We start from the raw sequence: 23751 nt of genomic DNA, 5'->3' as shown, positions 1-23751 counted from the left end.
GGGCGGGTCGACGGAGTGCCGGGTCTACGGTGGGGGGCGTGATGGACGTAAGGCGCGCCGCTGAGCGCTACCCCGGAGGCGACCCCAAGGGCGGCATCGAGTCGTGGCACGCGTTCTCGTTCGGACCGCACTACGACCCCGGCAATCTGCGCTTCGGCGCGATCATCGCCTGCAACGAGGAGCGGCTCGCGCCCGGCGCGGGCTTCGACGAGCATCCGCACAGCCACACCGAGATCGTCACGTGGGTCGTCGAGGGCGAGCTGACGCACCGCGACACGGCGGGCCACGAGTCGGTGGTCCGCCCCGGCGACGTCCAGCGGCTCAGCGCGGGCGGCGGGGTGCGGCACGTGGAGCGGAACGCGGGCCCGGACCCGCTGGTCTTCGTGCAGATGTGGCTGGCCCCGCTCCGGCCCGGCGGCGACCCGTCGTACGAGGTGGTCCACGGGATAGCCGACTCGACCCCGTACGAGGTCGCCGAGGCGGGCGCGATGCTGCACGTGCGCAGGCCGGCGGCGGGGGAACGGTCGGCGGTGCCGGACGCGGAGTACGCGTACGTCCATGTCACGCGCGGCGAAGTCGCCCTGGGGGACGTGGAGTTGGGGGCGGGGGACGCGGTGCGGCTGACGGGGGAGCGGGGTCTGGAACTGCGGGGGCGTACGGCGGCGGAGGTCCTGGTCTGGGAGCTGCCCCCGCCGTGGACGCCTCCTAACCCCTGAGCTCGGCGAGCACCGCGTCCGTCAGCGGGGGCCAGGCGTCGATCGCCCACTGGCCGAAGGCGCGGTCGGCGAGCGCGACGCAGGCGGCACCCGCCTCGGGGTCGATCCACAGGAACGTACCGGCCTGCCCGAAGTGCCCGAACGTGCGCGGCGAGGACGAAGAACCCGTCCAGTGCGGGGACTTGGAGTCGCGGATCTCGAAGCCGAGGCCCCAGTCGTTGGGCTTCTGGTGGCCGTACCCGGGCAGGATGCCGGAGAGGCCCGGGTGTACGACGGACATGGCCTCGACGACCGTACGCGCGTCGAGCAGCCGCGGCGCCTGCACCTCCGCGGCGAACCGCACCAGGTCGTCCACCGTGGACACGCCGTCCTTCGCGGGCGAACCGTCGAGCGTGGTGGCGGTCATGCCGAGCGGTTCGAGGACGGCCTGCCGGGCGTACTCGGCGAACGGCATGTCGGCGGCCTTCGCGATGTGGTCGCCGAGCACCTCGAACCCGGCGTTGGAGTAGAGCCGCCGAGTGCCGGCGGGCGCCGTCACCCGGTGCTCGTCGAAGGCCAGACCGCTGGTGTGCGCGAGCAGATGCCGCACCGTCGACCCCTCGGGCCCGGCCGGTTCGTCCAGCTCGATCGCCCCTTCCTCATACGCGACGAGCGCCGCGTACGCCGCGATCGGCTTCGTCACCGAGGCCAGCGGGAAGCGGTGCGCGGTGGGGCCGTGCGCCCCGACGACGGTCCCGTCCGCACGGACGACGGCCGCTGCCGCGGTGGGGACGGGCCAGTTCTCGATCTGGGCGAGGGCATGCATGTGTACGAGGTTACGGGGTGTCTTACGCGGCGCGCCTCGCCCCCTCTGACCAGGGCGCCGCCGATCGGCCCCCGGCCTCGTCCTCAAGCGCCGGACGGGCTGGATTGCCCCCGTCGGCCGTGACGGCGATCGAGGCACCCGGGCGCTCACCCAATGGCCCGGACAGCTCCGGGTGATCCCCTGCCGATTTCGCTTGCCTGGAGCGCACTCCAAGGTCATAGCGTGGAGGCATGACGGTGATGGAGAGCACTCCCGTGACCCCCGCTGAGCAACTCCTTACGCACGACACGGTCGACCGCTGTGCCCGGGCCGACCCCGAGCACCCGCGGCCCGACGGGCAGGACCGCTACACGATCAGTGAAGTGGCGGCGCACACCGGGCTCAGCGCGCACACGCTGCGCTGGTACGAGCGGATCGGCCTGATGCCGCATGTGGACCGCTCGCACACCGGTCAACGCCGGTTCACCAACCGGGACTTGGACTGGCTCTCCCTCGTCGGCAAGCTGCGCCTCACCGGGATGCCGGTCGCGGACATGGTCCGCTACGCCGACCTGGTGCGGCAGGGCGAGCACACCTTCGAAGAGCGGCAGGCGCTCCTGGAGCAGACGCGGCGCGACGTCCTCGGGCGGATCGCCGAACTCCAGGGCACCCTCGCCGTACTCAACTACAAGATCGACTTTTACGCGGGCGCCCGACGGGCGTCGGAGAGGGCCTGACCCGGATGAGCACGGAGATGAGCACGGAGATCGGCACGGAGATCGGCACGGAGATGAGCACGGAGAAGATCAACAGCGTCCGCCTCGGCGCCGAGGGGCCCGAGGTCGGCGTCCAGGGCCTCGGCTGCATGGGCATGAGCTTCGCGTACGGCGCCACCACCGACCCCGACGAGGCGCGCGCCACCCTGGAGCGGGCCCTGGAGCTCGGCGTCACCCTGTACGACACCGCGGACATGTACGGCTACGGCGAGAACGAGAAGTTCATCGCGCCGTTCGTGAACGCCCACCGCGACGAGATCGTCCTCGCCACCAAGTTCGGCATCGTCCTCGACCGGGACGACACGGAGAAGCGCGGCATCAACAACGACCCCGCGTACATCCGCAGCTGCGTCGAGGGCAGCCTGAAGCGCCTCGGCGTCGACGTCATCGACCTCTACTACATGCACCGGCGCGACGTGAACGTGCCCATCGAGGAGACCGTCGGCGTCATGGCCGAGCTGGTCGCCGAGGGCAAGGTGAAGCACCTCGGCCTCAGCGAGGTCACCGGGCCCGAGCTGGAGGCCGCGCACGCGGTGCACCCGATCGCCGCCGTGCAGTCGGAGTGGTCGCTGTTCAGCCGCGACGTGGAGGCCGGCGTGGTGCCCGCCGCGGCCCGCCTCGGCACCGCGTTCGTGCCGTACTCGCCGCTCGGCCGCGGCTTCCTGACCGGCGCGTTCACGGACGCGAACGCCGAGCTCGGCGAGGACGACTTCCGCCGTGGCATGCCCCGCTTCAGCGGCGACAACGCCACCGCGAACGCCGCGCTCCTCGAACCGGTACGGAAGCTCGCCGAGTCCCGTGGCGCGAGCCTCGGGCAGATCGCGCTGGCCTGGGCGCAGCAGCAGGCCGATGTGCACGGGCTGCCCGTGATCCCGATCCCCGGCACGCGTCGGCGCAGCCGCGTCGAGGAGAACGCCGCGGCGACCCGACTGGTCCTGACCGAGGACGAGCTGGGGCTGCTCGAACCGATCGCCGGGCAGGTCGCGGGCGCCCGGTACGCCAACATGAGCCTCACCTCGGCCGGGCGCGAGTAGCCGGGAAGGGGCGGCCTCCGCAGGGGGCTGCCCCTCACGCCAGTCCCAGCGCGAACACGGCGAACCCCGCGGCGAGCAGCCCCGCAGCCGCGCGCCGCAGTCGGGTGGTACGCGTCCCCGCACCCCACGGCCGCTCGAAGCGGTGCGCGTACCGCCCGATCCCCACGAGCAGCAGCGCGAACAGCGGCAGCCAGGCCGCCCGCGCGGCCATCCAGGCCAACGAGTCGGGCGCCGTCGTCAGACCCGGGACCGCGCCGGACTGTGCCCCCGTCAGCGCCGTCGCGAACATCGCCGTCTGGTGCCAGCACAGGATCGTCATCGCCGACAGGTTGATCACCACCACCGGCGCCCACAGCAGCGGCCCGCGCAACAGCGCGCCGATCCGGTCCCGCAGCAGGATCGCCGCGCCGCTCTGCGCCGCCGCGAGCGCGAGGACGAGCAGCGACGGCGGATGCGAGTTGGTGCGCGCCTCACCGGGCACGCCCACCATGGACGCCGGGTAGTGGAAGGCGAGGAGCAGCACCGCGAACAGTGCCGTGCCGCCGAGCAGCAGCAGCCACGCGCCGCGCCTGCCGAGCCTCTTCTCGCCCCAGCAGACGCCCAGTTGGTACGCGAACAGCCACCCCGGCAGGATGTTCAGGACGCTCAGCCAGGACGGCATCGCCTCCGCGTACGGCCCGTAGCGCAGGAAGTCCACGGCCGCGACGCCTGCGAGCAGCGGCGCGGCCGACCAGGCGCCGAGGCGTTCGGCGGCGCGTACGCAGAGCGGGGTGAGCGCGGTGATCACCGTGTAGACGCCCACGAACCACAGCGGCTGGATCACCAGGGTCGAGCCGGTGCGCAGCGAGTCGCCGGGCACGCCCAGCAAGGAAAGCAGCGGGATGAGCAGCGCCCACACGGCCGTCACCCCGAGCACCGGCCGCCCCAGCCGCGCCACCCGCCCCCGCAGCCACCCGCCCGTGGACCCGCCCCGCTCCCGGGCCCGCCGGTACGAGAGGACGGAGGCGTACCCGCCGACCAGGAAGAAGATCCCCAACAGCTGCAGGAACCAGCTGAGCGGCGCGAGGCCGCCGAGCGCGGACAGCGGGCTGACGTTGTGCAGCCCGCCGTCCGCGTCGAGCGTGAACCCGCCGACCAGCCAGTGCCCGGCCGGCACGGCGAGCAGGGCGAGCGCCCGCAGCCCGTCGACGGCCCGGTCCCGGTCCGCGGGCGTCCGGGCGTCGACGGACGCGGCCGTACGGCGCAGGGCGCCAGGGCCCGTCCCGCGAAGATCCGCCGGACGGGCGCCAAAGGCCGAGCGTGGTGGCGCGGTCTGTCGTGCGGGGGTCAAGTGGCGGGTGGGCGGGGTGAGTTCGGCGTACGTCACGACGCGTCCTTCCGGTGGCAGCAGGTCTTGCCGAGGGCGATCTCCGCGAAGGCGTGGAGTGAGTCCGTGCCCGGGGCGAAGTAGCCGGTGTGGCCGTCGGCGTCGGCGGCGGGGACACGGCGGGCGCCGAAGGCCGGGTCGGCCGGGTCGGCGCCGTGGCCGAGGCCGAGGAGCTGGACGTGCGGGACGTTGTCGATCCAGTCGCCCGGGTCCTTCGCGGCCCAGATCCGGGCCCGAGTGCCCAGGTCGGCCGCGCGGTCCACGCGCATGCCGGGGGAGCCGGCCACCACCACGTCGGAGGCGGGCGTCTCGGGCGCGGCGAGGCCGCACACCACCGAGCCGTAGCTGTGGCAGAACAGCACCGGCCGCGGGCCGCCCGCCGCGACCACGCCCTGGGCGAGCCGGGCCAGGCGCGGCGCCCCCGCCTCGGCGAGCCGCCCCGTCGCCGCGTCCGGGCCGAGCCCGACCGGGGTGGTGTACCCGGCCCAGGCGATCACGGCGGTGCGGTGCCCGGTCGCGGCGTGCAGGGACTGGGCCATGCCGGCCGGGGTGCCCAACCGGTCCTTCGTACGGTCGAAGGTGTCCAGGTCGATGTCCGAGCCCGGCACGATCACCGAGACATGCCCGGCCGCCGCCAGGTCCCCGTACACCTCGGCCACTTGGCCGCGGCCGCGCGGGTCGAAGGCGAGGATCTGCCGTCCGGGGGCGCGCAGCTCGGCGTACCGCTCGGCGCGGGCGCGGGCCGCGGCGCGGTCCTGGCCGGGCAGCTGCGGGTCGGCCGCGCGGGCCAGCTGTTTCGCCCGCTCCTCCCGCAGCGCACGGGAGTTGGCCGCGTACCGCAGTTCCGGCGGCGCGCCGTCGAGGTTGCCGACGACGAGGGCGTGCCGTTCGGCCAGGGTCTGGCGCTGCCGCTCGGTCAGGCCCGCGAAGAAGCGCGCGATCCGGGTCGGGGACGCGGTCGCCGGGTCGGGCAGCGGGCGGCCCAGGCCGCGCTCCGCGCGCCACGAACTGACGCCGGGGACGGGCCCGGTGACGGCCTGCTGCTCGGAGCCCGCGGCCCAGCCCGCGCTGCCCGCGACGACCGCCGCGGTGAGCGCCGCCGCCAGCAGCGTCCTCCGGCCGCGCCCCTGGTGCCGCTTCGCCCGCCGCAATTCGGCCATGACCGCCTCCGCTTCCCGTGCATCCCGCGCATCCCGTGCACCCCGTGTGTGCGTCCGTACGGCGCTTGCGTCGCGTACGTCCGTCTCGCTGACGGGAGGGAAGGTAGGAAGACGGCCGCGCACGGCACGTCACACCGGGGAGCCAACTCCCGGGTGCTACTGGGGTCTTGGGGCGTGCTACCTCAGTAGGGGGTGCACACCGCGAGGGGGAGGGGGGCTCAGCCCGCTTCGCCGGGCGCCACGAGCCCCGACTCGTACGCGAAGATCACGGCCTGGGCGCGGTCGCGCAGGTCGAGCTTGGCGAGGACGCGGCCGATGTGGGTCTTCACGGTCTGCTCGGCGAGGACGAGCCGCGCCGCGATCTCCTGGTTGGACAGTCCGCGGGCGATCAGCTCAAGGACCTCGGTCTCGCGCGGGGTCAGGCCGTTGAGCCGCAGCGAGGGGCCGTTGGTGCGGACCGGCCGCTGCCGGGCGAAGTCCGCGATCAGGCGCCGGGTCACGGACGGCGCGAGCAGCGCGTCCCCGGCGGCGACCACGCGGACCGCGGCGATCAGGTCGGCGGGCGGCGCGTCCTTGAGCAGAAACCCGGAGGCGCCGGCGCGCAGCGCCTCGTACACGTAGTCGTCCACGTCGAAGGTGGTCAGCATCAGGACCTTCGGCCGGTGCACCACGCCCGGCGGGGGATCGAGCAGCGCGCGGGTCGCGGCGAGGCCGTCCATCTCCGGCATCCGCACGTCCATCAGGACCACGTCGGGGTGCGTGGAGCGGCCGGCCTCGACGCCCTGGCGGCCGTCCGGCGCCTCGCCCACCACGTCGATGTCGCTCTGCGCGGCGAGCAGCGCGGCGAAGCCCGCCCGCACCATGGCCTGGTCGTCGACGATGAGCACACGGATCGTCACGGGCTGTCCGGTCCTTTCGTACGCAGCGGAAGCCGGGCCGCGACGCGGAATCCGCCGTCGGGCAGCGGCCCTGCGTCGAGCGAGCCGCCGGTCAACCGTACGCGCTCGCGCATGCCGACCAGGCCGTGTCCGGTCTCCCGGTGCTCCAGGGGCGCCGTGCGCTCGGCCGGGGGGCCGTTGACGACCAGGACGTGCAGGTCACCGCCGTCCACCCGGACCGACACCTCCGTACGCGGGCTGCTCGGCGCGTGCCGGACGACGTTGGCCAGGGCCTCCTGCACGATGCGGTACGCGGACAGCTGGACGGCCTGCGGCACCTCGCCCGCGTCGGGCGGGTACGTCAACTCGGCGTTGACACCGGCCCGTACGGTCGCCTCGACCAGCTGCTGCAGCCGGTCGAGGCCGGGCTGCGGGGCGAGCTCGCCCCGCGCGTCCTCGCTGCGCAGCACGGCGAGCAGCCGCCGCATCTCGGCCAGCGACTCCCGCGCGCTGCCCGCGATCGTGGCGAACTCCTCCTGCGCCTCGGCCGGCAGGCCCTGGATGCGGTACGGCGCGGAGTCCGCCTGGACCGTGATGACCGACATGTGGTGGGCGACCACATCGTGCAACTCCCGCGCGATACGGGCCCGTTCCTCAAGGAGGGTGCGCTGCGACCGCTCGGCCTCGCTGATCGTCTCCTGCACGACGAGCCGCCGCTGCGCCTCCCCGCGGGCGCGCAGCGCGTACGTGACGACCAGGACGAGGCCGCTGAGCACGAAGAGCAGGACGTGCACGCCGTCGCTCCTGTCCTGCGAGACCAGCTCGAACAGGAACCCGGCGAGACCGGTGGCCAGCCAGACGGCGAGCAGCGTGCGCCGGGACTCGCGCAGCCCGAGCAGCACCATCAGGAGGAGATAGCCGACGACCACCATGGGCGTCCACGGCCAGGACCGGCCCGGGGTGCCGTCCGCGCCGAGCAGCGCGAGCCCGCCGAGCACGTCCGCGACGCCCACGATCCACCAGGCGGGCAGCGGTCTGGTCACGGCGAGCAGCAGCGGCGCGGTCTGGGCGGTGGCGAGGGCGCCGGCGAGGGCGCCGCCGAGCCGGTAGTCGCCCGCGAGCACGGTGATGGTGACGGGCAGCAGCGAGGCGACGAAGCCGAGGACGACGACGTACGGCAGGTACCGCACCCACGCCTTGCCCGCCCCGGACAGCGGGGCGTCGCCGGACGCGGCGGGCGTGACGAGCGCGGCCCCGAGCTCCCGCAGCCCGTCGCGCAGGCCGTCGCGCAAGCTGTCGCGCGGGGTGTCCCGCGGCTTGTTGGGTGAGGTTTCCATGACGGCTTCAGCGTAGGCAGGCGGGGGCGGTCGTGCCGTCATACCTGAGTCGTCAGGCCGGGGTGCTACTGGAGTATGACGGCCACCGCCCGCAGGCCGCACGCGCCGCACCGGACCTCACAGCTCCGCCAGCAACTCCGCCTTCTTGGACGTGAATTCGGTGTCCGTGAGCAGCCCCGCCTGATGCAGCTCACCGAGGTGCCGGATGCGGTCGGCGATATCGGCCGGGTCGCGCCGGGCCGGACGGCGCCGGGCCCGGTCCGACGAGGGGACACTCGTGCGCACCGCCGCGAGGACCGCCGCCGCGAACGGCAACGACTCGTGCACCGGCCCGTACCCGAGGCCGAACACCACCGCCGCCGGATCCTGGTCCGCCTGCGCGGGCTGCGCGGCCGCCGGGGCGTGGCGCAGCAGCCGCAGATGGCCGTCGAACACCTCGGGCGAGCGCCACTCGACGTCCGCGAGGTCGCCCACCGCGAACCGCTGGTCGCCCGCCTTCCACTTCGCCGACGAGGCGCCCGTCCAGAACCAGCGGTACGACACCGTCCTGCCGTCGAAGGACGCCTTGCCGTCGTACGCCTTGAAGTGCAGCGGGCCCTCCGGCGCCGCCACCAGGAAATCCTCCGCGTCGGACGCGGGGCCGAGGAGCGGGCGCAGCTCGTCCGCGTAGTACTCGGCGAGGGTCTCGCGCTCGGCGGGCAGCACCAGCCGATAGGGGTCGCTGCTGTCCTTCAACTGCCCGGCGGCGGCCGCCATCAGCGGATCCGCGCCGGGTCTCGGGACGGCGTGCAGCACCACCGTCCCGCGCTTGCCCGGGGTCAGGGTCACCGCCGCCAACGCCTCGTGGGGAATGCGTCGTTCACCGAGCGCCTGGAACAGCTTCGGTGTTCTGATCCCCCGTTCGAAGCGGATGAGCACGGAGTCCGAGTCGAACTCCCAGGCGGCATGAAATCCGGCCAGTACGTCACCCATGCGGCTCATCGTATGCGCCGAGCGGGCCGAAGCCCACCCGTCTCCCGGGGGCCGCGGGCCGAACGAGCCGCCCCGCACGGCCCCGCGCCGCGCCCGCGCCGCCCTCCCGCTCACCGCCAGGTGAACTGATCTCTACGCGCGTCAGGCCGAAGCGGAACCGGAGGACATGTCCCGGCACGCCTCGCCGCCGCCCGCACAGCTCACCGCGTCGTACTGGCCGACGCCGATCCGGGCGAAGTTGCGCAGGCTCTCCGTGCCCGGCTGAAAGTAGCCCGTATGGCCGACGGCGCCCTGTGCGGAGACGACCCGCGCGCCGAAGGCCTTGGAGACCGGGTCGGCGCCGTGGCCGAGGCCGCCGAGCTCCATGTGCGGGACGTCCTGGATCCAGTCGTCGGAGTCCCGCATCGCCCACACGCGGGCGTCGGTGTGCAGCCCGCCGACGTTCTCGGCGCGCATTCCGGGGCTGCCGGCGACCGCTATGTCGGTCACGCGCGGGGGCAGTTTCCGGGCCGCGACCCCGCACACCACCGAGCCGTAGCTGTGGCAGTACAGGGCGACCTCCGAGGCGCCGGGCAGCGTACGGACCAGGGAGTTCAGCCGGACCGAGCCGTCCTCGGCGCGCTTCGCGGTGGCCGCGTCCATGCCGAGGCCGGCGGGCGCCGTGTAGTCGGCCCAGGCGATGACGGCGCTGCGGGTCTTCGGGCTGCGCTTCTGCTGCTCGCGGTAGAGCGCGCCCGCCATGCCGCGCGGCGCCGTGTAGCGGCCGTGCGTCTTCTGGAACGTGAGCAGGTTGGTGTCGACGCCGGGCACCACGACCGACACCCGCTCGGCGCGGTTCAGGTCGCCGAGGACCTCCGCGACGCGTCCGGGGCCCATCGGGTCGAAGGCGAGGATCTGCCGCTCGGGCCGCATCAGCGACTCGAAGCGGTTCATCCGGCGGCCCGCCTGGTGCCGGCCCTGTTCGGACAGGCGTTTGTCGTGCATGCGCTGCCGCTCGACCCCGCGCGCCCGGTCGAGGGCGATGCGGTTGGCCTGGTACCGGAGGGTGACCGGCGCGCCGGCCAGGTTGCCGACGGCGAGCGGGTGGCTGCGGGCGAGGCGGAGCTTCTGGGACCCGGTGAGGGTGTCGAAGAAGTGCGCGATCCGGGCGGCGGGGGCGTGCGGGTCGGGCAGCCGGTGGCCGTCGATGCCGCCGTGCTTCCAGGCGGAGAGGGCCCGTTCGAGCGGGGTCGACGCGCCCTTGTCGTGACGCACGGCGCTCCAGCCGGTGGTCGCCAGCATGACGAAGACGACCGCGAGAGCGAGGAGCGCGCGCCAGACGTTCAAAGTGGGGGACGAGTCGAAGGAAGTCACTGCGGAACACCCTAGGAGACCTGCTGCTCGGACCGGGAAGAGGGTGGGGCAGATCACGCTTCGCGGGTGGTGATTCATGTCAAACGGGGCGCATGGGATACGGGGCGACTACGCTCCGTAGGCGCTTGCGGGGCACGGCAGTTCACCCTGTGCCGATGCGTTCGTACGCTCCGTCGGATCCCGCGCGCGGGTGCGGATCCTCGCGCGCGAGTGCGGATCGCACGCGGGTTCGGATTCCCCGCGCGCGAGTGCGCTCAGCCCGCGCGCCAGTCGCCCGCGAGCGCCGGCACCAGCTCGTCGAGCTGGGCGGCCGTGACCACGCGCATCGACTCGACGCTGAGGTCCTCGCCCGCACCCCACAGCCGCCCGGTCATCCGCATCACCCCGCTGAACGCCGCCACGGCCACGCGCGGGCGCGGGTCGGCGTCCACGTCGAGGCCCTCACGCGCGGCGATGATCCGGGCGACCTCCTCCTCGGTCTCGATGGAGCGGCGCATCTGTACGGCGAGCAGTGCGGGCGTCGACTCGATCAACTGAAAGGTGCGCATGTGGAGTTCGACCGGGACGACCTGCTCGATGCTGTCGCCGATGGTGTTCCACGCGTCCAGAACGGCCGCGCGCAGCGCCTGGAGCGGCGGCTCGTGCGGCGGCCGGGCGCGCAGCTGCTCCACGAACTGCCGCTCCACCATCTCCTGTACGGCGAAAACCGCCTCTTCCTTGTTGGCGAAGTACCGGAAGAAGGTGCGCTGCGAGACGTCGACGGCGTCCACGATCTCGTCGACGGTGGTCTGCTCGTACCCCTGGGACGTGAAGAGTTCGAGGGCGGCGCGCAGCAGGGCGTCGCGCGTGCGGCGCTTCTTGCGCTCGCGCAGGCCCGCGGGCGGGGCCGGGGCGGGGCTCGATGCGGGCTTCGACTCGGGCGGGGGCGGGGTCACTCCGGATCCTCTTTCCACCGGTTCCCACCGGTTCGTTCAGCCTGTTTCTGCAGCTCACCCTACCTGTGAGCAACGTGACAGTTACCGACTTGTGAATCGGTTTGTCAACTGTCAGCGGCTGTCATTAGCCTCGAACGCATGACTAGTCAGACCACCGTCGACAAGGCGGACAAGGCGCCGGAGCAGCCGGGGGGCGCTCCCGCCCCGGCCACGGCGAAGGGCCTGCGCGGCCACCCCTGGCTGACGCTGTTCGCCGTCGCGATCGGCGTGATGATGGTGGCCCTCGACGGCACCATCGTGGCCATTGCCAACCCGGCCATCCAGAAGGACCTGAACGCCTCCCTCGCGGACGTCCAGTGGATCACCAACGGCTACCTCCTGGCGCTTGCCGTCGCCCTGATCACGGCCGGCAAGCTCGGCGACCGCTTCGGCCACCGGCAGACCTTCCTCATCGGCGTCGTCGGCTTCGCCGCCGCCTCCGGGGCGATCGGGCTGTCCGAGAGCGTCACGTTCGTCGTCGTCTTCCGCGTCCTGCAGGGCCTCTTCGGCGCCCTCCTCATGCCGGCGGCGCTCGGCCTGCTGCGCGCCACCTTCCCGGCCGAGAAGCTCAACATGGCCATCGGCATCTGGGGCATGGTCATCGGCGCCTCCACGGCGGGCGGCCCGATCCTCGGCGGTGTCCTCGTCGAGCACGTCAGCTGGCAGTCGGTGTTCTTCATCAACGTGCCGGTCGGCGTGATCGCGCTTGTCTTCGGCCTGTGGATCCTCAAGGACCACCGCGCCGCGAACGCCCCGCGCTCCTTCGACATTCCGGGCATCGTGCTGCTCTCCGGCGCGATGTTCTTCCTGATCTGGGCCATCATCAAGGCCGGTGAGTCCTGGGGCTGGGGCGGCACCAAGACCTGGATCTTCCTGGGCGCGGCCGTGCTCTGCTTCGTGGTCTTCGCCGTCTGGGAGACCAAGGTCAAGGAGCCGCTGGTCCCGCTCGGGATGTTCCGCTCCATACCGCTCTCCGCGGGCACCGTCCTCATGGTCCTTATGGCCTTCGCCTTCATGGGCGGCCTGTTCTTCGTGACGTTCTACCTCCAGGGCGTGCACCGCATGACCCCGGTCGAGAGCGGCCTGCACCTGCTGCCGCTGACGGCCATGATGATCGTGTCCTCGCCGATCGCGGGCGCCCTCATCACCAAGTTCGGCCCGCGCGTGCCGCTGGTCGGCGGCATGGTGCTCACGGCGGCCGCGATGTTCGGCATGACCACGCTCACCACCGGGACCGGCACCTGGACGATGTCGCTGTGGTTCGCCCTCCTCGGCCTCGGCCTCGCCCCGGTGATGGTCGGCGCCACCGAGGTCATCGTCGGCAACGCCCCGCTGGAGCTGTCCGGCGTGGCGGGCGGTCTGCAGCAGGCCGGCATGCAGGTCGGCGGCGCGCTCGGCACGGCCGTCCTGGGTGCCGTCATGTCCAGCAAGACCGCCTCCGTACTGCCCGAGAAGTGGACGGAGGCCGGGCTGCCCGGCGAGCCCGCGCCCGGCCTGGACGCGGCGGCCGAGGTCGGCCACCTGCCCACCGAGGCCCTGGAGAAGGCGCACACCCCGCAGCCGGTCATCGAGCAGATCGGCGGCGTCGTGCAGGACACCTTCATGTCCGGCATGCACCTCGCCTTCGTCACGGCCGGAATCGTCGCATCCGTCGCCGCCGTGGTGGCCGTGTTCACCAAGCGCGGCGCCAACGCGGAGGCGGGCGGCGGAGCCGTCCACATCTGAACCCGCGCGCGAGGTGGGGCGGTGCGCCCCTCGTACGCGCCCCACGCATCCGAAAGTCCCGCCGAAGAGCCCTTCGGCGGGACTTTCCCCCATCAGGGTGATCCGGACCCGAACCCCCTTACGGAATACGGCGGTTACGGGCGAGAGTGCGGTCGGAAGATACGTACGACACGGGGGTTCACCAGCATGCGCAGCACCCTGCCCACCTTGACCACCTCACTGCTCGCCCTCACCCTGCTCGCCGCGCCCGCGGCCGATGCGACCCCGCTCGCCGACTGCGGGCCCGGCGAGCTCTGTCTGTGGCAGGACGCCGAGTTCAAGGGCAAGCGGTACGTCCACGAGCTGTCCGGCACCGACATCGAGAGCTGCGTCGCCCTCCCCGAGGGCGCCTCGGCCCAGTCCCACGCCAACCGCACCGGCCGCCCGGTGACGGTCTACCAGTCCGCCCACTGCGCGGAGACCGGCGAGTTCCAGACCTACCCCGGCGACGGCACGTACGCGCCGCGATCGCCCTACCGCGTACGGGCGTTCAAGATCTGGGAGCGCTGAGGAACAGAAAGGGCGGCGGGACCGTCAAGTCCCGCCGCCCTTCCTGCCGTTGGTGCGGCCGGCGCTATGCGTCGCCCCCCGCAGCCCCCGGCTCCGCCGCCGTCACGTCGAGCAGCTGGTAGCGGTCGACCGCCTGCTTCAGGACCGAGCGGTCCACCTTCCCGTCCTGAGCGAGCTCGGTGAGCACCGCGAGGACGATCGACTGCGCGTCGATGTGGAAGAACCGCCGGGCCGCGCCGCGCGTGTCCGCGAAGCCGAAGCCGTCCGCGCCGAGGGAGGTGTACCGCCCCGGCACCCAGCGCGAGATCTGGTCCGGCACCGAACGCATCCAGTCCGACACCGCCACGAACGGCCCCTCGGCGGAGCCCAGCTTCTGCGTCACGTACGGCGTGCGCTGGTCCTCCTCCGGGTGCAGCAGGTTGTGCCGCTCCACGTCGACGGCCTCGCGCCGCAGCTCGTTCCAGGAGGTCGCCGACCAGACGTCCGCCTTGACGTTCCACTCCTCGGCGAGGATCCGCTGCGCCTCGACCGCCCACGGCACCGCGACACCGGACGCCATGATCTGCGCCGGGATCGCCCCGGACTCACCGCGCTTCAGCAGGTGGATGCCCTTGAGGATGCCCTCGACGTCCACGCCCTCCGGCTCGGCCGGGTGCTGGATCGGCTCGTTGTAGACCGTCAGGTAGTAGAAGACGTCCTCGGCCTGAGGGCCGTACATCCGGCGCAGCCCGTCCTTCACGATGTGCGCGATCTCGTACCCGAACGCCGGGTCGTACGCGATGCAGCCCGGGTTGGTCGAGGCCAGCAACTGGCTGTGCCCGTCCGCGTGCTGCAGGCCCTCGCCGGTCAGCGTCGTACGCCCTGCGGTGGCGCCGAGGACGAAGCCGCGGGCCAGCTGGTCGGCCATCTGCCAGAACTGGTCGCCGGTCCGCTGGAAGCCGAACATCGAGTAGAAGACGTACACCGGGATCAGCGGCTCGCCGTGCGTCGCGTAGGCCGAGCCCGCGGCGATCAGCGAGGCCGTGCAGCCCGCCTCCGAGATGCCGTCGTGCAGCATCTGGCCGGTCGGCGACTCCTTGTACGCGAGCAGCAGATCACGGTCGACCGCCTCGTACTGCTGGCCGAGCGGGTTGTAGATCTTCGCACTCGGGAAGAAGGCGTCCATGCCGAACGTGCGGTACTCGTCCGGCGCGATCAGTACGAAGCGCTTGCCGATCTCCTTGTCCCGCATGAGGTCCTTCAGGATGCGGACGAACGCCATGGTCGTGGCGATCGACTGCTGCCCCGAACCCTTCTTCGCGGCCGCATACGCCTTGTCCTCGGGCAGCTGCAGCGGCTTCGCGCGCACGACCCGGGTCGGGACGTACCCGCCGAGGCCGAGGCGCCGGTCGTGCATGTACTGGATCTCGTCCGAGTCCCGGCCCGGGTGGTAGTAGGGCGGAACGCCGTCCTCCAGCTGCTTGTCCGTGATCGGCAGGTGCAGCCGGTCCCGGAAGCCCTTGAGGTCGTCGACCGTCAGCTTCTTCATCTGGTGCGTGGCGTTGCGGCCCTCGAAGTTGGGGCCGAGCGTCCAGCCCTTGACCGTCTGCGCCAGGATCACCGTCGGCTGGCCCTTGTGCGCCTTGGCCGCCGAGAACGCCGCGAAGATCTTCTTGTGGTCGTGACCGCCGCGGCCCAGGTGCAGGATCCGGTCGTCGGTCATGTTCTCGACCATCGCCCGCAGCCGGTGGTCCCCGCCGAAGAAGTGGTCGCGGATGTACGCGCCGGTCTCCGTCGCGTACGTCTGGAACTGGCCGTCGGGCGTGGTGTTGAGCTTGTTGACCAGGATGCCGTCCCGGTCCTGTGCGAGCAGCGGGTCCCAACTCCGGTCCCACACCAGCTTGATGACGTTCCATCCGGCGCCCCGGAACTGCGACTCAAGCTCCTGGATGATCTTCCCGTTGCCGCGCACCGGACCGTCGAGCCGCTGCAGGTTGCAGTTGACGACGAAGGTCAGGTTGTCCAGGCCCTCCCGCGCGGCGATGGACAGCTGCCCCAGCGACTCCGGCTCGTCCATCTCGCCGTCGCCGAGGAACGCCCACACATGCGACTTGGAGGTGTCGGCGATGTCGCGCGCCTCCATGTACCGGTTCATCCGCGCCTGGAAGATCGCGCCGAGCGGGCCGAGGCCCATCGACACGGTCGGGAACTCCCAGAAGTCCGGCATCAGGCGCGGGTGCGGGTACGAGGAGAGGCCGTTCGGCGCCTTCGACTTCTCCTGCCGGAAGCCGTCCAGCTGGTCCGCGCTGAGCCGGTCCAGGAGGTACGCGCGGGCGTAGATGCCCGGCGAGGCGTGCCCCTGGAAGAAGATCTGGTCGCCGCCGTCGCCCTCTTCCTTGCCGCGGAAGAAGTGGTTGAAGCCCACGTCGTACAGCGAGGCGGAGGACGCGAACGTCGCGATGTGGCCGCCGACGCCGATGCCGGGGCGCTGTGCGCGCGAGACCATGACCGCCGCGTTCCACCGGGTCGCGTTCAGGACCTTGCGCTCGATCTCCTCGTTGCCGGGGAAGAACGGCTCGTCCTTGGTGGCGATGGTGTTGACGTAGTCCGTGCTGCGCATCTCGGGTACGGCGACGCGCTTCTCACGGGCCCGCTCGATGAGCCGGAGCATCAGGTAGCGGGCGCGCTCGCGGCCGCGCTCGTCGACCGCCGCGTCCAGCGAGTCGAGCCACTCCTGAGTCTCTTCGGGATCAAAGTCCGGGACCTGGCTGGGCAGGCCGCCAATGATGATCGGGTTGCGATCGGATCCGGAAGCCACGCTGTTCCTTCGCTGTCGGTCTTGCTCGGTGTCGGGGAGCTGGAGGAGCTGGGAAGCTGGGGGAGCTGGAGGAGCTGGGGGAGCTGGGAGAGCTGAGGGAGCTGTCGTACGCCTCGGTTGTCGTCCCCCATGGTCCACCTCGGTCGCGCAAACGTCATCTGTACCGTTAGGTAACCAGGTCGCGGCCCGCTTCGGCCGCGATTACCACAGGACCGGCAAAACAGGCCAGAATGGCCAGGGGTGAACAGCGGATACCCGGCAAAGCGCAGATAGCACCGCGACGGCACCGCCAGGAACGTCACCGTTTCGGCGGTCTTGACGGCCGGGTACTTGCGCGATCCGCCCCGCACGTGTGGACTACGGCCAGTGGCCCGCGTAGACGTGCGGCCGAGAACAACTTCCAAACATGATCAGGAGGCAATCCGTGAGCGCGACCGCGGACCACGCGGAGACGAGCCTGGCCGAGAGGCTGGGCTTCCAGTCCGGGCAGGTGGTCCAGGAGATCGGCTACGACGATGACGTCGACATGGAGCTCCGCGAGGCCATTGAACAGACCATCGGCGACGACGGCGAGCTCGTCGACGAGGACTACGACGATGTGGCCGACGCCGTGGTGCTCTGGTTCCGCGACGACGACGGGGACCTGACGGACGCCCTCGTGGACGCCATCGCGTACATCGAGGAAGGCGGCCCGATCCTGCTGCTGACCCCGAAGACCGGCCGCGACGGATATGTCGAGCCGAGCGAGATCAGCGACGCGGCCACCACGGCCGGCCTGACCGCGAGCAAGAGCGTCAGCGTGGGCAAGGACTGGTCGGGCAGCCGCCTGGCCACGCCGAAGGCGGCGAAGTCCGGCAAGCGCTGAGCTCCTTCACACGGCCTTCGAGCCCCCGCCGACCCTGGGTCGGCGGGGGCTCGCTTGTGTCTCGGTAGGGTGGCACCACCTGAACAGCTCTACGGAGGGATGCGTCCTCATGGCACTCGCTGGCCTCGCGACCGGCACCAAGGCCCCGGACTTTGAGCTCAAGAACCAGCACGGCGAGACCGTGCGGCTCTCGGACTTCCGCGGCGAGAAGAACGTCGTGCTGCTCTTCTACCCCTTCGCCTTCACGGGCGTCTGCACCGGCGAGCTGTGCGCCCTGCGGGACGAGCTGCCGAAGTTCGTCAACGACGACGTGCAGCTGCTCGCCGTCTCCAACGACTCGCCGTTCAGCCTGCGCGTCTTCGCCGAGCAGGAGGGCCTGGAGTACCCGCTGCTCTCGGACTTCTGGCCGCACGGCGAGGCCTCGCGCGCGTACGGCGTCTTCGACGAGGAGAAGGGCTGCGCGGTGCGCGGCACCTTCATCATCGACAAGGAGGGCGTGGTCCGCTGGACCGTCGTCAACGCGCTGCCCGACGCCCGTGACCTGAATGAGTACGTCACGGCCCTCGGCAGCCTCTGAACAGCCCGACGACCAGTGGTCCTGGGACGAATAGCCTGTTGATGCGGGAACCGGTCACTAGGATCCAGTCGTTGATCCGATGCCAACGCACGACGGGGGCGCTGCCCCTGGACACCAATTGGGAGGACTCGTGGGAGTCAGCCTCAGCAAGGGCGGCAACGTCTCGCTGACCAAGGAAGCCCCTGGCCTGACGGATGTCACGATCGGCCTGGGCTGGGACATCCGTACCACCACGGGTACGGACTTCGACCTGGACGCCAGCGCCATCCTCACGCAGGAGGACGGCAAGGTCGCCAGCGACGCCAGCTTCGTCTTCTTCAACAACCTCAAGAGCCCCGACGGCTCGGTCGAGCACACCGGTGACAACATCACCGGTGAGGGCGAGGGCGACGACGAGCAGATCAAGGTGAACCTGGCCGGTGTCCCGGCCGAGGTCTCCAAGATCGTGTTCCCGGTCTCGATCTACGACGCCGAGAACCGCCAGCAGTCCTTCGGCCAGGTCCGCAACGCGTTCATCCGCGTCGTGAACCAGGCCGGCGGCGCCGAGATCGCGCGGTACGACCTCTCCGAGGACGCCTCGACGGAGACCGCGATGGTCTTCGGCGAGCTGTACCGCCACGGCGCGGAGTGGAAGTTCCGCGCCATCGGCCAGGGTTACGCCTCGGGCCTGCGCGGCATCGCGCAGGACTTCGGCGTGAACGTCTGAGCCACGCAAGGCCACGCATGACCCAGCAGACCGGCGCCGCACTCTGAGTGCGGCGCCGGTCGCGCTGGACAACCGCATCACCACCTTGGGGAGGACCACGAACATGGGCGTCACGCTCGCCAAGGGAGGCAATGTCTCCCTCTCCAAAGCCGCACCGAACCTGACGCAGGTCCTGGTCGGACTCGGCTGGGACGCGCGCTCCACCACCGGAGCCCCCTTCGACCTGGACGCGAGCGCGCTGCTCTGCAAGTCCGGCCGCGTGCTCGGCGACGAGTGGTTCATCTTCTACAACCAGCTCACGAGCCCCGAGGGCTCCGTCGAGCACACCGGCGACAACCTCACCGGCGAGGGCGACGGCGACGACGAGTCCCTGCTCGTGGACCTCTCCAAGGTCCCGGCCGAGGTGGACAAGATCGTCTTTCCCGTCTCCATCCACGAGGCGGATAATCGGGGCCAGACCTTCGGGCAGGTGAGCAACGCGTTCATCCGCGTCGTCAACCAGGCCGACGGCCAGGAACTCGCGCGGTACGACCTCTCCGAGGACGCCTCCACGGAGACGGCGATGATCTTCGGCGAGGTGTACCGCTACGGCGAGGAATGGAAGTTCCGCGCCGTAGGGCAGGGGTACGCGTCGGGGCTGCGCGGCATCGCTCTAGACTTCGGGGTCAATGTTTCGTAAAGCCGCGCACGGCTCGGGGGAGCCCCGTACTCGTCGCGGGCGCGGGGACGCCCCGTACACAACGATTGGGTAGCCAGTGGTACTGAAAACCTTCGGCTGGTCGTTCGCGGTCACCGCGCTCGGCCTGGTCGCAGCGGTGTTCATCGGGGGGTGGCAGGCGTTCGGGATCGTGGCGATCCTGTCGATCCTTGAGATCTCGCTGTCCTTCGACAACGCGGTGGTCAACGCCGGAATCCTGAAGAAGATGAACGCCTTCTGGCAGAAGATCTTCCTCACGGTCGGCATTCTGATCGCCGTCTTCGGCATGCGGCTGGTGTTCCCCGTCGTCATCGTCGCCGTCAGCGCCAAGATCGGGCCCATCGAGGCCGTCGACCTGGCGATGACGGACAAGGACATGTACCAGCAGCTGGTGACCGACGCTCACCCGTCGATCGCCGCGTTCGGTGGCATGTTCCTGCTGATGATCTTCCTGGACTTCATCTTCGAGGACCGCGACATCAAGTGGCTCGGCTGGCTGGAGCGCCCGCTCGCCAAGCTGGGCAAGGTCGACATGCTGTCGGTCTGCATCGCGCTCATCATTCTGATGATCACCGCGATGACCTTCGCGACCCAGGCCCACCAGCACGGCGGTGCCCACGTCGACAAGTCGCAGACGGTGCTGCTCTCCGGCGTCGCCGGTCTGATCACGTACCTCGTGGTCGGCGGTCTCTCCGGCTTCTTCGAGAACAAGCTGGAGGAAGAGGAGGAGCGCGAGCACGAGGAGGAGGAGCGCGCCGCGCGCGAGGGCAAGCCGAAGTCGGCCGTCGTCCTCGCCGGCAAGGCCGCGTTCTTCATGTTCCTCTACCTTGAGGTCCTGGACGCGTCCTTCTCCTTCGACGGCGTCATCGGCGCCTTCGCGGTCACCAACGACATCGTCCTGATGGCCCTCGGCCTCGGCATCGGCGCCATGTACGTCCGTTCGCTGACGGTCTACCTGGTCCGCGAGGGCACCCTCGACGACTACGTCTACCTGGAGCACGGCGCGCACTACGCGATCGGCGCCCTCGCCCTGATCCTGCTCGTCACCATCCAGCACGAGATCCCCGAGGTCATCACCGGCGGCATCGGTGTCGTCCTGATCGCCTGGTCGTTCTGGTCCTCGGTGCAGCGCAACCGGCGCCTGGCCGCGGCCGAAGGGGGAAAAGGCCCGGCCTCGGGTGAGAAGACCGAGGTCTCGTCCGGGGTGTGATCCGCAGGTAGTTGAGGGAACGCTCTGAGCGGGGCGGTCACGAGGTGCTGTGCCTCGGACCGCCCCGCTGTCATGTAGATGTGCATTTCACGAGTTGGGGGCGGGATGTCCTTCTGGGAAGGGCTGTGGCGAGGCCGTGAGGCCCAGTTCTCATCGGGGAACGCGGCGACGAACTCCATCGAGCTCACCAAGCGCCGCCCGTCGGTGTCCCTGACCAAGCAGGGCGCGGCCACCGGCAACCTGCGCGTCAACCTGTCCTGGCGGATGCGTACGTCGGACATCGAGGGCCGGTCCAAGCGGGGCGGCGGGCTGCTGCGGCATCCGCTGAAGATGTTCCAGCCCGATGTGGTCCAGGCCCACACCCAGGGCATGGTCAATGTGGACCTGGACCTGGGCTGCCTCTACGAGATGACCGACGGCGCCAAGGGTGTCGTACAGCCCCTCGGGAAGTTCTTCGGCGACCTGAACGCGCCGCCGTACGTGAAGCTCAGCGGGGACGACCGCTTCGGCTCGGCCTCCGGCGAGACGCTGTACGTCAACCTCGACTACCGCGAGTCCATCAAGCGTCTGCTGTTCTTCGTCTACATCTACGACCAGACCCCGGCCTTCGACCGTACGCACGCGAAGCTCACGCTCTACCCGAGCAACGGCCCGCGGATCGAGATCGAGCTGGACGAGCAGGCCCCGCAGGCGCGCTCCTGCGCGGTGATCTCCGTCGAGAACGTCAAGGACGAGCTGATCGTGCGCCGCGAGGTGAAGTTCGTGTACGGCTTCCAGGCCGAGCTGGACCGGCTGTACGGCTGGGGCCTGCAGTGGGGCCGGGGCTACAAGGCGAAGGCGGAGCGGTAGTCAGGCCGGCGCCGGGCGGGGTACCGGTGTGCGGCGCGGGGTCAGCGGCCCAGGAACTGCGGGCCCTGCGGCGGCAGCGTGAAGTGCGGGTCGGGTCCCATGGGCGCCGCGGCCGGCTGCGGGTAGCCGTACCCGCCCGGCGGCGCCGAGACGGGCTGCGGGTAGCCGTACCCGGGCGGGGCCGCGGCCGGGGGCTGGGCGGGCGGCTGCGGGTAGCCGTAGCCCGGCGCGGGGGCCCGGGCCGGCGCGGGCGGGGCGGCGACGGCCGGCGGCAGCGCGGTGTGCTGGGTCGCGGCCTCGGGGTCGTGGCCCGCCTCCTGGGCCTGCGCCTCCGCCTGGGCCTGCGCCTCCGACTCCGGCTCCGGCTCCGACTCCGACTCGTCGACGGAGATCCCGAAGTCCGTGGCCAGGCCGACCAGACCGTTCGAGTAGCCCTCGCCGAGCGCGCGGAACTTCCAGGTGTCGCCGCGGCGGTACAGCTCGCCGCAGATCAGCGCGGTCTCGGCGCCCGTCTCGGGCTTCACGTCGAAGTACGCGTACGGGTCGCCCTCCGCCGCGGCCGTCGCGTCGTACACCGAGATGCGCAGTCCGCGTACGTGCTCGAAGGGGACGCCGTCCGCCGATGCCACGACCAGGATGCGGTCGACCTCCGCCTCCAGACCGGCGAGGTCGGCCTGGACGGAATCGCTCAGTCCGTCGGCGACGCGCGTCTTGCCGAGGCACCAGACCTTGCCGGAGGGGTGCCGGGGCTGGTTGTAGAAGACGAAGTCCTCGTCGGAGCGGACCCGGCCCTCGCCAGAGAGCAGCAGCGCCGAGACGTCGATGTCCGGGGCTCCCGACCCGGCCGGACCGGGGGTCCAGCGCAGCACGGCCCGTACGGCCGTGGCTTCGAGCGGGACGTTGGACCCCTTCAACATCGCGTGCGTCATGCCGTCATCCTGCCTTCCCGGCCCAGGCCGGGACAACGCGGGGGGCGTGGCCGGGGCGTCGGCGGGGCCGGGTCCGCTCGCGGGAGACATGAGGGGGTTACCTGAATTTCATGCGAGCAGGGAACCCCTGACATGCTCGTTTACGTACTATTACCGGCCACATCCTGTCAGTCGACATCTACAACAGGGAGTCTCATGCGTCATTTCGGGCACATTGCGCCTGAGATCCGGAACCGCTTGTTCCACACGGAACCCTGCGAGTTCACCGCGGACTCTCCGGCGTCGCTCCTGTCGGTCGCCCTCGGCGCCACGCTGTACTCGCCGGCGACCCGCCCCCGCCTCGCCGACGACGTCGTCAAGCAGACGCAGCGCGGCGTGGCCTCGATGGTGCTGTGCCTGGAGGACTCCATCGACGACGCGGACGTCGTCACCGGCGAGGAGAACCTCGTCGCCCAACTGTCCCTGCTCGCGGCCCGGGAACAGGAGGACGACGGACAGCTGCCGCTGCTCTTCATCCGCGTCCGGCACGCCGCCCAGATATCCGACCTGGTCCGCCGCCTCGGCCCCGCCGCCCGCGTCCTCTCCGGCTTCGTCGTGCCGAAGTTCACCGAGGAGCGCGGCGTGCCCTTCCTGGAGGCGCTCACCGCCGCCGAGGCCGCCAGCGGACGGCGGCTCTTCGCCATGCCCGTCCTGGAGTCGCCCGAGCTGCTCCACCTGGAGACCCGCGCCGACACCCTCGCCGGTATCGCCCGCACCGTCGACAAGTACCGCGACCGCGTCCTCGCCCTGCGCCTCGGCGTCACCGACTTCTGCTCCGCGTACGGACTGCGCCGCCAGCCCGACATGACCGCGTACGACGTGCACCTCGTAGCCTCCGTCATCGCCGACGTCGTCAACGTCCTCGGCCGCGCCGACGGCACCGGGTTCACGGTGACCGGGCCCGTCTGGGAGTACTTCCGCGCCCAGGAGCGGATGTTCAAGCCGCAGCTGCGCAACAGCCCCTTCCTCGGCCGCGCCGAGGAGCTGCGTACCACCCTGATCGAGCACGACATCGACGGGCTGCTCCGCGAGATCGCCCTCGACCGGGCCAACGGACTGCTCGGCAAGACCTGCATCCACCCCTCGCACGTCCTGCCCGTGCACGCCCTCTCCGTGGTCAGCCACGAGGAGTTCAGCGACGCCCAGGACATCCTGCGGCCCGAGCGCGGCGGCGGCGGAGTCCTGCGCTCCGCCTACACGAACAAGATGAACGAGGTGAAGCCGCACCGCGCCTGGGCCGAGCGGACCCTGCAGCGCGCCAAGGCCTTCGGCGTGGCGAACGAGGACGTGAGCTTCGTGGAACTGCTCACCGCGGGGCTGCCCGAAGGCAGTTGAGACGAGTGCGGACAGGGACGAGTGCGGACAGGGACGAGTGCCCGGCAGGGACGAGTGCCCGGCAGGGACGAACGTGACGTACGCAAGCAAGCGCGCAAGCAACCAGAGGGATACGAACAACGT

The 23751-nt window shown here is 71.2% G+C and carries 22 protein-coding genes; 12 read left to right on the top strand and 10 right to left on the bottom strand.

Going from position 1 to position 23751, the window contains the following annotated elements:
- The first annotated feature begins 41 nt into the window (after positions 1-41).
- Complete coding sequence (locus QIS99_RS26540) at positions 42-716, top strand: pirin family protein (RefSeq protein ID WP_282516198.1); 675 nt, start codon at positions 42-44, stop codon at positions 714-716.
- Here the strand turns inward: QIS99_RS26540 and QIS99_RS26535 are convergent.
- Positions 706-1521 carry a serine hydrolase domain-containing protein gene (locus QIS99_RS26535; RefSeq protein ID WP_282516186.1) on the bottom strand — a complete coding sequence of 272 codons (816 nt, stop codon included), beginning with the start codon at positions 1519-1521 and terminating at the stop codon, positions 706-708. The genes QIS99_RS26540 and QIS99_RS26535 overlap by 11 nt on opposite strands.
- 230 nt (positions 1522-1751) lie before the next feature.
- On the opposite strand from QIS99_RS26535, the gene QIS99_RS26530 reads away from it, so the two are divergent.
- Positions 1752-2237, top strand: a complete 486-nt coding sequence (locus QIS99_RS26530; protein WP_282516185.1) for a MerR family transcriptional regulator — start codon at positions 1752-1754, stop codon at positions 2235-2237.
- Between the two features lie 53 nt (positions 2238-2290).
- A complete protein-coding gene (locus QIS99_RS26525) occupies positions 2291-3310 on the top strand; it encodes an aldo/keto reductase (protein WP_282516197.1) in 1020 nt (339 codons plus the stop codon).
- A gap of 34 nt (positions 3311-3344) precedes the next feature.
- Here QIS99_RS26525 and QIS99_RS26520 read toward each other — a convergent pair whose 3' ends face one another.
- From QIS99_RS26520 to QIS99_RS26490, 7 genes are all read right to left on the bottom strand, one after another.
- Positions 3345-4556, bottom strand: a complete 1212-nt coding sequence (locus tag QIS99_RS26520; RefSeq protein ID WP_282516196.1) for an acyltransferase family protein — start codon at positions 4554-4556, stop codon at positions 3345-3347.
- A 116-nt stretch (positions 4557-4672) separates the two neighbouring features.
- Positions 4673-5836, bottom strand: a complete 1164-nt coding sequence (locus tag QIS99_RS26515; protein WP_282516184.1) for an alpha/beta hydrolase — start codon at positions 5834-5836, stop codon at positions 4673-4675.
- 218 nt (positions 5837-6054) lie between these two features.
- Positions 6055-6735 (bottom strand): response regulator, encoded by a 681-nt coding sequence (locus QIS99_RS26510; RefSeq protein ID WP_282516183.1) that lies wholly within the window; start codon positions 6733-6735, stop codon positions 6055-6057.
- Positions 6732-8051: a sensor histidine kinase gene (locus QIS99_RS26505; RefSeq protein WP_282516182.1), complete on the bottom strand. Its 1320-nt coding sequence runs from the start codon at positions 8049-8051 to the stop codon at positions 6732-6734. The genes QIS99_RS26510 and QIS99_RS26505 overlap by 4 nt, the downstream gene beginning before the upstream one ends.
- Before the next feature lie 117 nt (positions 8052-8168).
- Entirely contained in the window at positions 8169-9023 is an 855-nt protein-coding gene (locus QIS99_RS26500) for a DUF4429 domain-containing protein (RefSeq protein ID WP_282516181.1), read from the bottom strand.
- A gap of 141 nt (positions 9024-9164) precedes the next feature.
- Complete coding sequence (locus QIS99_RS26495; protein WP_282516180.1) at positions 9165-10376, bottom strand: alpha/beta hydrolase; 1212 nt, start codon at positions 10374-10376, stop codon at positions 9165-9167.
- Between the two features lie 254 nt (positions 10377-10630).
- Complete coding sequence (locus tag QIS99_RS26490) at positions 10631-11311, bottom strand: TetR family transcriptional regulator (RefSeq protein ID WP_282516179.1); 681 nt, start codon at positions 11309-11311, stop codon at positions 10631-10633.
- A 270-nt stretch (positions 11312-11581) separates the two neighbouring features.
- On the opposite strand from QIS99_RS26490, the gene QIS99_RS26485 reads away from it, so the two are divergent.
- On the top strand, positions 11582-13075 hold the full coding sequence (locus QIS99_RS26485) for an MFS transporter (protein WP_408909639.1): 1494 nt from the start codon (positions 11582-11584) through the stop codon (positions 13073-13075).
- 186 nt (positions 13076-13261) lie between these two features.
- Positions 13262-13624 carry a peptidase inhibitor family I36 protein gene (locus QIS99_RS26480; protein ID WP_282516177.1) on the top strand — a complete coding sequence of 121 codons (363 nt, stop codon included), beginning with the start codon at positions 13262-13264 and terminating at the stop codon, positions 13622-13624.
- Positions 13625-13688: 64 nt separating this feature from the next.
- On the opposite strand, the gene aceE is transcribed toward QIS99_RS26480, so the two are convergent.
- Positions 13689-16421 (bottom strand): pyruvate dehydrogenase (acetyl-transferring), homodimeric type, encoded by a 2733-nt coding sequence (gene aceE, locus QIS99_RS26475; protein WP_282516176.1) that lies wholly within the window; start codon positions 16419-16421, stop codon positions 13689-13691.
- Between the two features lie 424 nt (positions 16422-16845).
- Between aceE and QIS99_RS26470 the strand changes: the two genes are divergently transcribed.
- The 6 genes from QIS99_RS26470 to QIS99_RS26445 all read left to right on the top strand — a co-directional run bounded on the left by QIS99_RS26470 (position 16846) and on the right by QIS99_RS26445 (position 21325).
- Positions 16846-17286, top strand: coding sequence for a DUF3052 domain-containing protein (locus QIS99_RS26470; protein WP_282516175.1), 441 nt, complete (start codon positions 16846-16848; stop codon positions 17284-17286).
- Between the two features lie 109 nt (positions 17287-17395).
- Entirely contained in the window at positions 17396-17863 is a 468-nt protein-coding gene (locus tag QIS99_RS26465) for a peroxiredoxin (protein ID WP_282516174.1), read from the top strand.
- A gap of 130 nt (positions 17864-17993) precedes the next feature.
- The gene (locus tag QIS99_RS26460; protein ID WP_282516173.1) at positions 17994-18569 is read left to right on the top strand and encodes a TerD family protein; all 576 of its coding nucleotides are present in this window, start codon (positions 17994-17996) and stop codon (positions 18567-18569) included.
- 103 nt (positions 18570-18672) lie between these two features.
- Positions 18673-19248 (top strand): TerD family protein, encoded by a 576-nt coding sequence (locus QIS99_RS26455; RefSeq protein WP_282516172.1) that lies wholly within the window; start codon positions 18673-18675, stop codon positions 19246-19248.
- A gap of 76 nt (positions 19249-19324) precedes the next feature.
- A complete protein-coding gene (locus QIS99_RS26450; RefSeq protein WP_282516171.1) occupies positions 19325-20476 on the top strand; it encodes a DUF475 domain-containing protein in 1152 nt (383 codons plus the stop codon).
- A gap of 105 nt (positions 20477-20581) precedes the next feature.
- Positions 20582-21325 carry a TerD family protein gene (locus tag QIS99_RS26445; protein ID WP_282516170.1) on the top strand — a complete coding sequence of 248 codons (744 nt, stop codon included), beginning with the start codon at positions 20582-20584 and terminating at the stop codon, positions 21323-21325.
- 41 nt (positions 21326-21366) lie between these two features.
- On the opposite strand, the gene QIS99_RS26440 is transcribed toward QIS99_RS26445, so the two are convergent.
- The gene (locus QIS99_RS26440) at positions 21367-22254 is read right to left on the bottom strand and encodes a TerD family protein (RefSeq protein ID WP_282516169.1); all 888 of its coding nucleotides are present in this window, start codon (positions 22252-22254) and stop codon (positions 21367-21369) included.
- A gap of 195 nt (positions 22255-22449) precedes the next feature.
- Between QIS99_RS26440 and QIS99_RS26435 the strand changes: the two genes are divergently transcribed.
- Positions 22450-23628, top strand: a complete 1179-nt coding sequence (locus tag QIS99_RS26435; RefSeq protein WP_282516168.1) for an HpcH/HpaI aldolase/citrate lyase family protein — start codon at positions 22450-22452, stop codon at positions 23626-23628.
- Positions 23629-23751: the final 123 nt, after the last annotated feature.

Origin of the sequence: Streptomyces solicavernae (genome assembly GCF_029968095.1) — a bacterium.
GTDB classification, from domain to species: Bacteria; Actinomycetota; Actinomycetes; order Streptomycetales; family Streptomycetaceae; genus Streptomyces; species Streptomyces solicavernae.
Note: the sequence above shows the minus strand (reverse complement) of the source record. Positions and strands in the feature narration are given on the sequence as shown.

What these genes read in the sequence shown, in the direction of transcription:
- QIS99_RS26455 (WP_282516172.1), top strand. Translation starts at nt 18,673, where the DNA reads ATGGGCGTCACGCTCGCCAAGGGAGGCAATGTCTCCCTCTCCAAAGCC.
- QIS99_RS26515 (WP_282516184.1), bottom strand. Translation starts at nt 5,836, where the DNA reads ATGGCCGAATTGCGGCGGGCGAAGCGGCACCAGGGGCGCGGCCGGAGG.
- QIS99_RS26445 (WP_282516170.1), top strand. Translation starts at nt 20,582, where the DNA reads ATGTCCTTCTGGGAAGGGCTGTGGCGAGGCCGTGAGGCCCAGTTCTCA.
- QIS99_RS26500 (WP_282516181.1), bottom strand. Translation starts at nt 9,023, where the DNA reads ATGGGTGACGTACTGGCCGGATTTCATGCCGCCTGGGAGTTCGACTCG.
- QIS99_RS26540 (WP_282516198.1), top strand. Translation starts at nt 42, where the DNA reads ATGGACGTAAGGCGCGCCGCTGAGCGCTACCCCGGAGGCGACCCCAAG.
- QIS99_RS26525 (WP_282516197.1), top strand. Translation starts at nt 2,291, where the DNA reads ATGAGCACGGAGAAGATCAACAGCGTCCGCCTCGGCGCCGAGGGGCCC.
- QIS99_RS26485 (WP_408909639.1), top strand. Translation starts at nt 11,582, where the DNA reads ATGATGGTGGCCCTCGACGGCACCATCGTGGCCATTGCCAACCCGGCC.
- QIS99_RS26535 (WP_282516186.1), bottom strand. Translation starts at nt 1,521, where the DNA reads ATGCATGCCCTCGCCCAGATCGAGAACTGGCCCGTCCCCACCGCGGCA.
- QIS99_RS26530 (WP_282516185.1), top strand. Translation starts at nt 1,752, where the DNA reads ATGACGGTGATGGAGAGCACTCCCGTGACCCCCGCTGAGCAACTCCTT.
- QIS99_RS26440 (WP_282516169.1), bottom strand. Translation starts at nt 22,254, where the DNA reads ATGACGCACGCGATGTTGAAGGGGTCCAACGTCCCGCTCGAAGCCACG.
- QIS99_RS26480 (WP_282516177.1), top strand. Translation starts at nt 13,262, where the DNA reads ATGCGCAGCACCCTGCCCACCTTGACCACCTCACTGCTCGCCCTCACC.
- QIS99_RS26505 (WP_282516182.1), bottom strand. Translation starts at nt 8,051, where the DNA reads ATGGAAACCTCACCCAACAAGCCGCGGGACACCCCGCGCGACAGCTTG.
- QIS99_RS26465 (WP_282516174.1), top strand. Translation starts at nt 17,396, where the DNA reads ATGGCACTCGCTGGCCTCGCGACCGGCACCAAGGCCCCGGACTTTGAG.
- QIS99_RS26435 (WP_282516168.1), top strand. Translation starts at nt 22,450, where the DNA reads ATGCGTCATTTCGGGCACATTGCGCCTGAGATCCGGAACCGCTTGTTC.